This window comes from Steroidobacter cummioxidans (assembly GCF_003104955.1).
On sequence record NZ_LSRW01000007.1, the window covers coordinates 24,117 to 36,393 of the forward strand.

Below are 12,277 nucleotides of genomic sequence, written 5' to 3' on the forward strand. Positions count from 1 at the left end.
TGAATGATGAATGGTCAGGCGGCGCCGGCGGTAACGGGTACGGCCTGGGGTTCGATGGCGGCTTCGCCGCGAGAGGTGAGATCCCACTGGAAATGTTCCAGGGCGCGCATCGCGGTCACGACGCCGTCCTCGTGGAATCCGTAGCGCCAGTAGGCGCCACAGTAGTAAGTGCGGCGTGCGCCGTTTACTTCGCGATGGCGCGCTTGAGCGGCGACGCCGGCGGGCAGATAAACCGGATGGTGATAGGCGATGCGCTGAATGATCTTGCTCTTGTCGATCGCGTCCGCGTGATTCAGCGTCACCAGAAACTTCGTCGGCGCATCCAGCGTCTGCAGGATGTTCATGTCGTACGTCAGCGCGACCGGCTGCTGAGGATTCTTCAGCGCGTGATAGTTCCAGGCAGCGCGAGCGAGCGGGCGATGCGGCAGCAGCGAGATGTCCGTGTGCAGGATGGCCTCGTTCGCGGCGTACGGAAATGCCTTCAGGACTTCCCGCTCGGCCGGCGTCGGATCGCTCAACATGTCGAGCGCCTGATCGCTGTGGCAGGCGATGAAGATGTGATCGAAGCGATGCACGTCGCCCTTATTGGTACACACTTCGACCTCGTTCGGCCGGCGGCGCACGCTTTCGATAGGCGTCGACAGATGCACGTCGGCCTTCATCGCGGCAATCAGCTTGCGCACATATTCGCGCGAGCCACCTTTGACTGCCTGCCACTGCGGGCGGTTGTCGATGTTCAAGAAACCATGACGCTCGAAAAAATCCACGAAGAAGCGCGCCGGGAACGACAGCATCGCATCGGCCTCGGCGGACCAGATCGCACGACCCATCGGCAGGATGTAGCGCTCGGCGAACGATTTGGAATAGCCATTGGCACGCAGGTAGTCGCCCAAGGTCAGCTTGTCGTCGTTGGTCTTGAGCAGCTCGCGGGACTCACGATTGAAGCGCAGGATGTCGTAGATCATGCGCAGGAACGACGGGCTCACGATGTTCGAGCGCTGTGCGAACAGCGCATTCAGCGACGTGCCGTTGTACTCCAGCCCGGTGCGCTCACAGCGCAGGCTGAAGCTCATGTTCGAGGGTTGCCACTCCACGCCCAACTCGCGCAGCATCGCGATGAAGTTCGGGTAGGTCCAGTCGTTGAAGACAATGAAGCCGGTGTCGACGGCGTATTGCTTGCCTTGCCAGTCGACGTCGACGGTGTTGGTGTGTCCGCCGGGATAGTTGCCCGCTTCGAACACGGTGACGTCGTGCTGGCGGCTCAGCCGCCAGGCCGCATAAAGTCCTGCGATTCCCGCGCCGATGACTCCGATGCGCATGATGGTTCCTTACCCGGTAAGTTGTGAAATGCTTGTTGTTAGTTCGTCTCGGCGCGCATCCGGGTGCGCGCATCGCGCACCTCGCGCGGCACCGGCTTGAGATCCCAGACGATCCCGAGCAGCGCCAGCACGCGCAGGCCGTAGTACGTCAGGTCGATCTCCCACCAATAGAAACCTTGTCGGGTCGACACGGGATAGTGGTGGTGGTTGTTGTGCCAGCCTTCGCCGAACGTGAGCAGTGCGAGCCACAGGTTGTTGCGGCTGTCGTCGGGGGTCTCGTAACGGCGCTTGCCGAAGCGATGGCACAGCGAGTTGATCGTGTAGGTCGCGTGATAAGTCACGACCGTGGAAACGAAGAAGCCCCACACCAGCATCTGCCAACGGCTCGTGTGCAGGCTCGGCGCGTAGTGTTCGAGTGCCCCGCCGAGAGCAAACAAACCGACGGCCAGCGCGATCGGCACCAGGATGTCGAAGCGATCCAGCAGCTTCAGCTCGGGAAACTTCAGCAGGTCGCGGACGCGGGACAGATCGGGTTGGAAGTGACGACGCGACAGGAACCAACCCATGTGGCTCCACACGAAGCCACGTTGCACCGGCGAGTGGACATCGTGCTCGGTATCCGAGAAGGCGTGGTGATGACGGTGGTGCGCAGCCCACCAGATCGGGCCGCGCTGCACGGCTGAAGCGCCGAGCAGAGCGAACACGAACTGGCCGGCGCGCGAAGTCTTGAAGGAGCGATGTGAGAAGTAGCGGTGGTAGAAGCCGGTGATCGCGAACATGCGAATCACGTACATGCCGACGGCCACGCCTGCGGCGATCGGACTGACGCCGACGAACAGCACCGCCACGCAAGCGATGTGCATGCCGATAAACGGAATCACGCGCAGCCAGTCGATGTCGTCGATCCTGGCCGCGTCGAAATTGGCCAGGCCCGCACCGGCGTCGAGCCAGCTGGTCAGGCTGGTCCACAACGTGCGTCGCCGTCCGGCTTCAGTGTGATTGGTCATGCTCATGCGTCCCTCGGCGGAGGATTTCGCATGAGCGGCAAGCTACGGATTCAATCGCTAATTCATTAACGCAGCTGGGAATAAACCTGAAGCGCGCGCTTGCGGGATTCCCCCAAATCGAGCACTGGCCGGGGGTATGTTTTGTCCAGTTCGACGCCGGCTTGCTGTAAAACTGCGGCTGGTGCGGCCCAGGGTTGATGGATCCAGCGATCCGGCAGCCGCGCGAGCTCGGGCACCCAGCGGCGGATGTAGCCGCGCACTGGATCGAAGCGCTTCGCCTGCAGCACAGGATTGAAGATGCGGTAATAGGGCGCCGCATCGGCGCCGCAGCCCGCCACCCATTGCCAGCCGAGCGTGTTGTTCGCCAGATCGGCGTCGACCAGGGTGTCCCAGAACCAGCGCGCGCCTTGCAGCCAGTGGATCTGCAGGTTCTTGGTCAGCACGGAGGCAGCGATCATTCGGACGCGGTTGTGCATCCAGCCGGTGCGCCACAGTTCGCGCAGTCCGGCATCGACCAGCGGAATGCCGGTGGCGCCATGTTGCCAGGCGCGCAGGTCGGCAGCGCTTCGGCGCCATTTCTGTTTGGCAAAGCGCTTGTCCAGCGGCGCGTCGGTCGTGTCTGGGAAATGAAACAGCAGGTGGTGCGCGAATTCGCGCCAACCGATCTGTCGCAAATAACTGTCCGCGCCCTTCGTGTGCGCAGCTGCGCCCGCCGAGTGTCGGAGTGCGGCGACAATCTGCCGCGGGCCGATTTCACCAAAATGTAAATGCGGCGACAGGCGCGAGGTCTCGATGCGGTCGGGACGATCGCGGCCGGCCGGATAGCTGGCGACATGCTCGCTAAATTGCTTGAGCTGTTTCAGCGCGCCGGCTTCACCGGGCAGCCAGCTGCGGGTCAGTCCATCGTCCCAGCGGATCTTTGGTAACAGCGCGAGATCGTCGATCTCGATGCGGGACAGGCCGCGCGGCACAGGCGGCAATTTGCGGGGCGCTTTGCTTGGCGCCGGCAACGTCGGCAACTGCTTTTCCACGGTCCGCCAGAACGGCGTGAAGACTCGATACGGCAGCTGCTGCCCATTCAAGATCGTGCCCGGCTCGAACCACAGCGCCGCATTGCTCTGCTCGACTGACACGCCGTCGTCGTCCAGCGCCGAGGCCAGCTCGGCATCGCGTTTCAATGCTGCCGGTTCGTAGAGCCGGTTCCAACAAACCAGCGTCGCCCCGGTGTCCCGAATACAGCGGCGCAGGGTGGTCGCAGAGGGGCCTTTTTGCACGATCAGGCGGCTGCCGATTTTGCGCAGGCCGGCGTCCAAGGCGCTCAGGCTGTGATGCAGCCACCAGCGACTGGCCGCGCCCGGCTCCCAAGGTCGTTCTTCGTCGGGTGCGTAGACGTAGAGCGGCACGATCTTTTCGGCGTGCTCGAGGGCGTGCCGCAGCGCTGGATTGTCGGTCAGGCGTAGATCGCGCCGGAACCAGACGATGGCAGTCTGGGCTGGGGCGGATCGGTGCGCGTTCATGGGGCCGCGCTTATCGCTGTGCGATGGAGGGGGAGGGGCTGGACTGACCGCGCCGCGTTAAGCCGGGCGCGGTCATGAAATCTACGCGAGGGAGGGGGTACGAACCGCCGGAACGCTCAGGCGTCGTCCCGATCGTTGTAATCGTCATCGTCGTCGTCGAGGTCTTCATCCTCGTCGTCCCAATCGTCGTCGTCCTCGTCCCAATCGTCCTCGTCTTCGTCCTCGTCATCTTCCTCTTCTTCGTCGTCCTCGTCCTCACTGGCCCAGCCTTCCGGCTCCTGGGCCTGCTCCAGGTCGAGCTCGTGCCAGGTATCGAGGTCGATTTCCTCGATATCGCCGTTCTCGTACTGGACTTCGACCAACTCCTGGTCGGGATCCACGGACAGGACCTTGAAGACCTCGTTCTCTTCGAGATCTTCATACCATTTTCCCTGGACCGGGTCGTAATCTCTGGCCACGCACACACCTCAAACGACGAGAACCGGTGTACTCACCGGCGGCGGAATATTAGGGGCATTCTCCAAGACTGCCAAGTGAGTGAAACAGCGGCGGCGCGGTCTTTCATGGGCGGATGGACGGGGGTCCGGCCGGTGCCTACACTGCCGCGCCCTTTCACACTTCATGCCATGACAGAGACGTCACGAGTACATTCGTCGGCCCGCCCGTTGTTACAGGCACGGCGTATCGTCATCAAGGTCGGCTCGGCCTTGCTGGCCGACGCCGCCAGTGGCGCGGTCAAACGTGACTGGCTGGCAACCCTGGCCGCCGACATCGGCGCCTTGCGCCGGCGGGGTCAGGAGGTGCTGTTGGTGTCCTCGGGCGCGATCGCGCTGGGGCGGCGGCAGCTCGGGCTGCCGCCGGGGAAGCTGAAGCTGGAGGAGAAGCAGGCCGCCGCGGCGGTTGGTCAGATCCGTCTGGCGCATGCCTGGACCGAGGTGCTTCAGCTGCATGAGCTGAGCGTCGCGCAGATTCTGCTCACTCCGGGCGATACCGAGCAGCGCCGCCGATACCTGAATGCGCGCAGCACGCTGCGCACGTTGTTGAAGCTCGGTTCGGTGCCGGTCATCAACGAGAACGACACGGTCGCAACCGCCGAAATACGTTACGGCGACAACGACCGTCTGGCGGCGCGTGTTGCGCAGATGATCAGCGCCGACTGCCTGATCCTGTTGTCGGATGTCGACGGTCTATATACGGCCGATCCCACGCGCGATCCCAATGCGCAATTCATTCCCGAAGTGCGCTCGATTACCTCGGAAATCCAGGCGATGGCCGGCGGCTCGGCATCGGCCGTCGGCACGGGCGGCATGGCGACCAAAATTACCGCCGCGAAAATTGCCGTCGGTGCAGGCTGTCATATGTGTGTGGCACTCGGTAGAGAGTTGCATCCGGTGCGGCGAATCGAGGAAGGCGTGCGTTGCACGTGGTTCTATCCCTCAGCCAGTCCGTCGACCATGCGCAAGCAATGGATTGCGGGCACGTTGCAGCCGGCGGGTGAGCTTTATGTGGATGAGGGCGCAGCCGCTGCCCTCAGTCGCGGTAAGAGTTTGCTGCCCGCGGGCGTGACTCGCATCGTCGGTCCGTTCCAACGCGGTGACGCGCTGATCGTGCGTGACGCGGCCGGCAACGAAATCGCGCGCGGCCTGGTCGCGTATTCGAGTGCCGACGCCGAGCGGCTGCTCGGTCACAAATCCAGCGAGATCGAGACACTGCTCGGCTTCCACGGCCGCGATGAGATGATTCACCGGGACGACCTCGTCCTGACCCGCTGAACCCAGGGCCTGTTAACAGGCCCTCGTTGCAGTTGCGTCGGCTTTGTTAGTATGACCCGCTTGGACACTCGTCCAGCAGCGGATCATGCAAGTCTTACAACAACCCTCCCTGCGCCGGAATCGCGCGCTGGTCGTCACTATTGCGCTGAGCTTTTTGCTGCTGTTGTGCTCGGCGGGGCTGACCTTTCATGTATCGCGCCAGGGGGTCGACGCAGACCAGCTCGTCGTGCACACGATGGAAGTGCAACGGGCGCTCAATAAGACGCTGCTCACGCTCGGCGGCGCCGAATCGGGTCTGCGCGGTTTCCTGTTGACCGCCGACGAGGCTTTTCTCGAACCTCACCAAGAAGCGGGCGAGCTGCTGCCTCAGCAGTTGGCCACGTTGCGCCAGATAGTCGCCGACAGTCCTGCGCAGGTCGAAAATCTCGAGGCACTCGCGCCGTTGATCGAGCAGCGCCTGGCGGGCATCGATACGGCCTTGGTAGCACATCACGATGGGCGCCGGGCCGATGCGATCGCCGCGCTTCAGCACTCCGGTCTGCCCACATTGAATGACATCCGCACGCGCATCGAGGCTGCTACGGAATTCCAGCAGCGTCTGCTCGTCGAACGTCAGCGCACGGCCGCCGATCTGCGCGATCGATTCAGCAGCGCGGTGGTCGTGATGCTGCTCGCGTGCGGCGTGCTGGCGCTGTTCGCCTTGATCAGCATACGCAGGTACGTAGCAGCGATGCACGAAAGTCGGTTGCAGCTGGCTTCGCATAATGCTGAGCTGGAGCGGCGGGTACAGGCGCGCACCGAGGACCTGGCGAAAGCCGCCGATGAAGCCAATCGCGAGCGTGCCCGGGCAGAGTCGCTGCTGACCGATGTCAATCATCGAGTCGGCAACAACCTCGCGCTGGTGTCGTCGTTCCTGACGATGCAACAGCGGGCGGTGAAGAATCCCGATGCCGCTCGTGCCCTGAGTGCCGCTCGCATGCGGGTGCAGGCCATTGCGTCGGCTCATCGCAAGCTGCGCCTGGGCGCCGACTTCGCGACGGTGAAGCTCAACGAGGTGCTCGGCGCGGTGCTCGAAGACATCGGTGCCGGCTTGCCGCCGGGAGATTTGATTCGAATCCACTGCCAGGTCGAGCCGCTGGAAATCAATGCGCGCGATGCCGTGTCGCTCGGCGTGTTGACCAGCGAGCTGGTGATGAACGCAGTCAAGCATGCGTTCGCGCCGGGCGAGACTGGCGAAGTGAGTGTCGTGCTCGAGTATGGCGCGGATTCGGTCGCGGTTTTAGAAGTTTCCGATGACGGAGTGGGCTATGACAAACATTCACAAGAAGCAGGCGGACTGGGTGCCAAGATCATCGACATGGTCGCGCGCCAGTTCGGCGGACGCCCGGAGCGCACTGCTCGATTTCACGAAGGCGCTGCTGCGCAAGGGCGTCGGCCTGGCACGCGGATCCGCGTCAACCTCGTCAAGCTCCAGGTCATGCGCGGCTCCTGAAGTCGTTCGCACCGGCAGCTCGCCCATGACGCGACCGGCAGTGATGCGCGATCCTCGCATCCTGCTGTTTCCGGCACGGCGCGCGCCTCATCGTGAAGGCGGCGATGGCACCGGCACTCAAGGCACGACCAAGGGCCCGATGTCGGGCATGACGGTGCTGGTCGTCGAGGACGACTTCATCGTCGCGTACGACATGCAGATGATGCTGGAGGAGCAGGGCGCGCGGGTGCTTGGCCCGGCATCGAGTCTGGCCGAAGCGCAGGAGCTGATTGCGAAGGAACGGCCGACGGTCGCCGTGCTCGATGTGAATCTCAACGGCGAGTATGTGTTTCCGCTGCTCGATGAGCTGCGTAGCAAGGATGTGCCGTTCGTGTTCGCAACGGCTTACGCCGATGAGGACCGGCTGTTTCCGGAGGCCGCTCGCAGCGCGCCGCGGTTACCGAAGCCGGTGTTACCGAATGTGCTGATCGCGCAGTTGATGCGGCTCAAACGCTGATCGCAAGTCGGCGTGGCGCGTCAGTGTGTGGTGTCGCGCCGGTTGGCCGGAATGTCCATGTAACGGCTGGCCGGTGCGTCGCTGGCCGGGAAGGTTTCCTTCAGCGACTCATCGATCATCTCGTCTTCGGCGGCCACCGGATTGCGAATGCGATAACGCCGGGCAATGCCCTTGATGGCCGGCATGGCGATCAGCGCCAGTGCCCCCAGTAGCAGAATGGATTCCACGGCGTCGTACGCCGAACGCCGGCGCTCCGGCGCGTAATCATCCAAATCGTCGTCGTCGTCGTAGCGCTCGTAGTCGCGCATGAGCGTTCTCCATTGATCTTCTAGCGAGACGCGCCGCCGACGGACTCGGTTCCGTCAGGGCACTCTGGGGGGCACGATGGGATGTGAGCTGGACAGGCCGCCGTCCACCGCGAAGGCCTGACCGTCGACATAGGAGGCCGCGTCCGATGCCAGGAACAGGGCCATGCGTGCGATCTCGATGGGCGCACCGGCGCGGCGCAGCGGATTGAGCTGGCCAATCTTGTTATCGGTGCCGCGCGCCCGCGCCTGCTCGAAGATGGGCTGGGTCATGCCGGTCTCGATCAGGCCAGGACAAATGGCATTGATGCGTACGCCGCTGCCGGACAGCTGATATGCCGTCGTTTGCACCAGGCTGATGACTCCCGCTTTGCTGGCGCTGTATGGCGAACCGCCCGCGCCCGAACGCAAGCCGGCGACCGAGGCGGTGCAGATGATCGAGCCGCGCTTGCGAGGGGTCATGACCCGGGCAGCATGCTTCACGGCCAGGAAGGTGCCGATCAGATTGATGGTCAGCACCTGCAGCCAGTGCTCGGGGGTCTGTTCGTTGAGCGGCACCAGGCCGCCGCTGATGCCGGCATTGGCAAAACAAACATCGAGCGCGCCGTATTCGCGGACCGCCGTGTCGATAGCCGCCGAGATGTTCGCTTCCTGCGACGAATCGCTGACGATGGCGGTGGCGCGGCCGTTCTCCTTGCGGATGCAGGCCACGGTCTCTTCGACCTCGGCCGCACGATCCAGAGCAACGACCGCCGCGCCCGCTTGCGCGAACACGATGGCACTGGCGCGGCCAATGCCGCTGGCGGCGCCGGTGACCAGCGCGACCTTGCCCTTGAGCTGACCTTCAACGGCGGGATCGGGAATCTGCATGGTTGTCCTACCGGTTCGGGAGCGCTTTTCGCAGACCGGAATTGGTTGCGGAACGCTTTGTCATTTGCATGGATTCAGACACCGAGTGTGTCCGCGAGTATGAATTAATGCAATGGCGCTCCAGGCGTGGCTGTCCGCTCCCGAGGCGCTGTGGCATTGTGCGGGTCCTCCAGGAAACAACTGCGCGACCACCGTGATGCCAAATGTCACTGCGCCCGAGACATTGTTCGAACAGGAATTTGGTCTGATTGCCGATTTGATCCGCGCCTACGCCCAGGAGCGTCCGCGCCATCCGGCACTGATCGATGCAGAGCGCTCGGTCACGTATGGCGAGCTGGATCAACTGATGGATCGGGTAGCCGTTGCCTTGCAACGTGATCAGGTGGACAGCACTGCAGCGGTGGCGATTTGCGCCGCGTCCTGTGTCGATTATGGCGTAGTGTTCTTTGGCGCCTTGCGTGCCGGTGTCCCGGTCGCGCCGTTGTCACCGTCGTCGACGCCGGCATCGCTCGTGACCATGCTCGCCGATAGCGGCGCGAAGATCCTGTTTCTGGATGAGAGCGTGGCGGCGGTCCTGGCAACGATTGCATTGCCGCCGGGGCTGCAACTGGTGCGCCTGGATCGTACGCCGGGGGTGAGGTCGCTCGATGCCTGGATGGCGCCCGCGGGCGGCTTGCCGGTGCCGGTGACGATCGCGCCGGACGCCGCTTTCAACATCATCTATTCGTCGGGCACGACCGGTACGCCGAAGGGCATCGTGCAACCTCACAGCATGCGGTGGGCGCATGTGCGCCGGGCTCGCAACTTTGGTTACGACCGCGAGGCTGTGACGATCTGCTCGACGCCGTTGTATTCCAACACCACGCTCGTGAGTTTCTTTCCCGCCATCGCTGGCGGCGGTAGCGTGGTGCTGATGCCCAAGTTCGAGGCGGGCAAGTTCCTCGAATTGTCGCAGCGTCATCGGGTGACGCATGCGATGCTGGTGCCGGTCCAGTATCAGCGACTGATGGATCGCCCCGATTTCGAGCAGTTCGATCTGAGCGGCTATCGCATGAAGTTCTGTACCAGCGCGCCGTTTACCGCCGCGCTCAAGGCCGACATTCTGCGGCGCTGGCCGGGTGGCTTGATCGAGTACTACGGCATGACTGAAGGCGGCGGCACTTGTCAGCTGCTGGCGCACGAGTTTCCCGACAAGTTGCATACCGTCGGCACGCCGGTGCCGGGTCACGACATTCGCTTGATCGACGAGCAAGGCAGGGAAGTGCCGCCGGGCCAGATCGGCGAGGTGGTCGGCCGCTCCGCCGCGATGATGAACGGTTATTTCAATCAGCCCGGCAAAACGGCCGAGGCCGAGTGGCATGACGCCGCGGGCAATCGCTTCATCCGCACCGGCGATGTCGGGCGCTTCGATGCCGATGGGTTTCTCACGCTCATGGATCGCCGCAAGGACATGATCATTTCCGGCGGCTTCAATATCTATCCGAGCGATCTGGAGGCGGTGCTGTTTCAACATCCCGCCGTGCGCGATGGTGCGGTCGTCGGCGTGCCGTCGCAGGAGTGGGGCGAGACGCCGGTCGCGTTCGTGGTGCTGCGGCCGGATGCGACCGCCAGCGCCGATGAGATCAAACAATGGACCAACCAGCGTCTGGGCAAGACACAACGTCTGTCCGCCGTCCGGCTGGCGGCGGAGCTGCCCCGAAGTGCGATTGGCAAAGTACTGAAACGCGAGCTGCGCGATCAGTACTCGGCCGCTTAGAACCCGTTGAAGTACGACTGCACGGCCGCCAGACAGAACGGCGGCACCAGCGAGGAGTGATAAGCGTCGGCTACGGCTTGCGCGCCTCCATCGGTGGCGCCGCCAGCGATAGCGGCAGCGGCGACAAGTTCCTTCGCGGCGGCGAAGCCGAGTCTGATGGTGATCTCGTCGCCGCCCTCAGTCGGGTCTTCATCCACATCGAGCACGCGAATGGGGGCAGTCACGCCGGCTCCCGTCCAGTAGTTGTCGATCAGATTGGTGTTCAAGTACAGAACGGTGGGATCGTCATGCCCGGCACACAGCAAGACCGGCGAGGTCGGGCTCCAGTTGCGCAAGTCGTTTGCCTTGAGCGCGACGCGTAGCGGATGCGTCGGCGCGGCGGCAGGCAGGCCATCGGTGATCGTCGGGAAGCCGCCATCGGGCTGCGCCAGCGAGTCCTGCAAAACGCCGCCTCGGTACGCGTTCGTAATCAAGTTCTGTGGACCGAAGCCGCGCGCAAACACAGGCGCCAGATCGGTCGGCATCGTCGCAGGCGTGAACGGTGCGTACGCCGGGTCAGGCGGCGTGCTGCTGAACAACTGTTCCTGCGGCAACAGCCCTTGATCGTAAATCTGCGAACGGGTGAGCGTCGTGGGCAACAGCGTGTCGATGGTGGGTGCGTATTGAGGCTCGAACGCATCGGTGGGCGTTGCGTAAATATTGCCGTAGATGCGCTGATACGCGGTCATGATCCAGCCCACCACCGGTGGTGCATCTCGAATGACCTGACCCTGAAAAATGGCGTCGCCAAACGCACCGAGTGCATACGGCCCTGACATCGGCGCAGACGCGACCACCGGCACGCCGTTCGTTTGTAACAATCGATGCGTGGCCATGGCCACGAAGCCGCCTTGCGAATAGCCCGTGATGAACAGGCGGCCGTTGTCGGTGATGGTGGGTGCGGAGCTGGTCGGTAGCGCGCTACGCGCGGCAGCCAATGAGTCGGATGTGTCTTGCGACTGCTGTCCGGCGTGCAGGTACGGATGATAAGGAAGGGTCGAAGTATCGAAGCCGGCGTAGTTCGGTGCTACGACAATGTAACCTTGCGCGACGAACGCAGCAGCGATCAGCAGGCCCTCGGAGTTATCGGAATCCGTCAGGTCTGCGATGTTGAATGTCTTCTCGGGCTGGGTGCCATGCGCGTACACGACAATGGGCCTCGGGCCCTGGCACGCTGCGTCCGTTCCCGTTGGCACCATCAGTGCGCCCGAAGCGGTGGTTGGCTGTTGCAGCGGATCCAGCGTGTTGTAGCGAAGCTGATGAACGTTGACGCCGCATCGCGGATTGAGAACGAAGTCGACGATGCGCGTGGCGACGGAATTCAGGTTGACGAGGTTGAGCAGATCCGTGGTGGAGAACGACCCGACCAGCGGCGGCGGATTCTCGATCAGCGTGCCGGAGGTGGGCGGCGGCGGCGGTGGCGGTGGCTCAACCTGGCCCGTGCCGGGGCTTGTCATTNTGTTTGTTCGTTTTGTTTTGCTGCACGCGGCCAGCATTGAAAGGCGCTTGCCGAGTTACTGCGAAAAACCTTTCAATCCCGCTGAGCTGAACGCAGACGGCATCGCATCTTCCTCGTGTTGACGTAAGTACCAATGCGTGAGAGCGGAACCTGGATCGTTGCGGCGACAAGTATTTTGTCGGCTGCTCGTGCCCACTGCCCCGTCGGGAACCTTCCGACCGTTTGTGACTTTGATAAGGTTCGGT

11 protein-coding genes are annotated in these 12,277 nt (G+C 63.2%); 4 read left to right on the plus strand and 7 right to left on the minus strand.

The features are described from left to right. Nucleotides 1-14: 14 nt before the first annotated feature. From D0550_RS05505 to D0550_RS34825, 4 genes are all read right to left on the minus strand, one after another. Nucleotides 15-1,319: an NAD(P)/FAD-dependent oxidoreductase gene (locus D0550_RS05505; protein ID WP_116808116.1), complete on the minus strand. Its 1,305-nt coding sequence runs from the start codon at nucleotides 1,317-1,319 to the stop codon at nucleotides 15-17. A gap of 38 nt (nucleotides 1,320-1,357) precedes the next feature. Beyond that, complete coding sequence (locus D0550_RS05510) at nucleotides 1,358-2,326, minus strand: acyl-CoA desaturase (protein WP_349770702.1); 969 nt, start codon at nucleotides 2,324-2,326, stop codon at nucleotides 1,358-1,360. A gap of 65 nt (nucleotides 2,327-2,391) precedes the next feature. After that, nucleotides 2,392-3,843, minus strand: a complete 1,452-nt coding sequence (locus tag D0550_RS05515; RefSeq protein WP_116808118.1) for a cryptochrome/photolyase family protein — start codon at nucleotides 3,841-3,843, stop codon at nucleotides 2,392-2,394. Between the two features lie 116 nt (nucleotides 3,844-3,959). Beyond that, on the minus strand, nucleotides 3,960-4,301 hold the full coding sequence (locus D0550_RS34825) for a DUF6763 family protein (protein ID WP_161965647.1): 342 nt from the start codon (nucleotides 4,299-4,301) through the stop codon (nucleotides 3,960-3,962). A gap of 168 nt (nucleotides 4,302-4,469) precedes the next feature. On the opposite strand from D0550_RS34825, the gene proB reads away from it, so the two are divergent. The 3 genes from proB to D0550_RS05530 all read left to right on the plus strand — a co-directional run bounded on the left by proB (nucleotide 4,470) and on the right by D0550_RS05530 (nucleotide 7,603). Beyond that, nucleotides 4,470-5,615 carry a glutamate 5-kinase gene (gene proB / locus D0550_RS05520; RefSeq protein ID WP_116808119.1) on the plus strand — a complete coding sequence of 382 codons (1,146 nt, stop codon included), beginning with the start codon at nucleotides 4,470-4,472 and terminating at the stop codon, nucleotides 5,613-5,615. Nucleotides 5,616-5,700: 85 nt separating this feature from the next. Next, nucleotides 5,701-7,107 (plus strand): sensor histidine kinase, encoded by a 1,407-nt coding sequence (locus D0550_RS05525; RefSeq protein WP_116808120.1) that lies wholly within the window; start codon nucleotides 5,701-5,703, stop codon nucleotides 7,105-7,107. A 25-nt stretch (nucleotides 7,108-7,132) separates the two neighbouring features. After that, nucleotides 7,133-7,603: a response regulator gene (locus tag D0550_RS05530; RefSeq protein ID WP_161965648.1), complete on the plus strand. Its 471-nt coding sequence runs from the start codon at nucleotides 7,133-7,135 to the stop codon at nucleotides 7,601-7,603. 20 nt (nucleotides 7,604-7,623) lie between these two features. Here the strand turns inward: D0550_RS05530 and D0550_RS05535 are convergent, their stop codons facing one another. Next, nucleotides 7,624-7,911 carry a hypothetical protein gene (locus tag D0550_RS05535; protein ID WP_116808122.1) on the minus strand — a complete coding sequence of 96 codons (288 nt, stop codon included), beginning with the start codon at nucleotides 7,909-7,911 and terminating at the stop codon, nucleotides 7,624-7,626. Nucleotides 7,912-7,965: 54 nt separating this feature from the next. After that, nucleotides 7,966-8,778, minus strand: coding sequence for an SDR family NAD(P)-dependent oxidoreductase (locus tag D0550_RS05540; RefSeq protein WP_116808123.1), 813 nt, complete (start codon nucleotides 8,776-8,778; stop codon nucleotides 7,966-7,968). A gap of 196 nt (nucleotides 8,779-8,974) precedes the next feature. On the opposite strand from D0550_RS05540, the gene D0550_RS05545 reads away from it, so the two are divergent. After that, nucleotides 8,975-10,534, plus strand: a complete 1,560-nt coding sequence (locus D0550_RS05545) for a class I adenylate-forming enzyme family protein (RefSeq protein WP_116808127.1) — start codon at nucleotides 8,975-8,977, stop codon at nucleotides 10,532-10,534. Here D0550_RS05545 and D0550_RS05550 read toward each other — a convergent pair. Next, nucleotides 10,531-12,030, minus strand: coding sequence for an alpha/beta hydrolase family protein (locus D0550_RS05550; protein ID WP_161965649.1), 1,500 nt, complete (start codon nucleotides 12,028-12,030; stop codon nucleotides 10,531-10,533). The genes D0550_RS05545 and D0550_RS05550 overlap by 4 nt on opposite strands. Nucleotides 12,031-12,277: the final 247 nt, after the last annotated feature.

Excerpts from the sequence above, each read along its gene's own strand:
- D0550_RS05535 (WP_116808122.1), bottom strand. The coding sequence starts at position 7,911 with ATGCGCGACTACGAGCGCTACGACGACGACGACGATTTGGATGATTAC.
- D0550_RS05540 (WP_116808123.1), bottom strand. The coding sequence starts at position 8,778 with ATGCAGATTCCCGATCCCGCCGTTGAAGGTCAGCTCAAGGGCAAGGTC.
- D0550_RS05510 (WP_349770702.1), bottom strand. The coding sequence starts at position 2,326 with ATGACCAATCACACTGAAGCCGGACGGCGACGCACGTTGTGGACCAGC.
- D0550_RS05525 (WP_116808120.1), top strand. The coding sequence starts at position 5,701 with ATGCAAGTCTTACAACAACCCTCCCTGCGCCGGAATCGCGCGCTGGTC.
- D0550_RS05545 (WP_116808127.1), top strand. The coding sequence starts at position 8,975 with ATGCCAAATGTCACTGCGCCCGAGACATTGTTCGAACAGGAATTTGGT.
- proB (WP_116808119.1), top strand. The coding sequence starts at position 4,470 with ATGACAGAGACGTCACGAGTACATTCGTCGGCCCGCCCGTTGTTACAG.
- D0550_RS05505 (WP_116808116.1), bottom strand. The coding sequence starts at position 1,319 with ATGCGCATCGGAGTCATCGGCGCGGGAATCGCAGGACTTTATGCGGCC.
- D0550_RS05515 (WP_116808118.1), bottom strand. The coding sequence starts at position 3,843 with ATGAACGCGCACCGATCCGCCCCAGCCCAGACTGCCATCGTCTGGTTC.
- D0550_RS05530 (WP_161965648.1), top strand. The coding sequence starts at position 7,133 with ATGACGCGACCGGCAGTGATGCGCGATCCTCGCATCCTGCTGTTTCCG.
- D0550_RS05550 (WP_161965649.1), bottom strand. The coding sequence starts at position 12,030 with ATGACAAGCCCCGGCACGGGCCAGGTTGAGCCACCGCCACCGCCGCCG.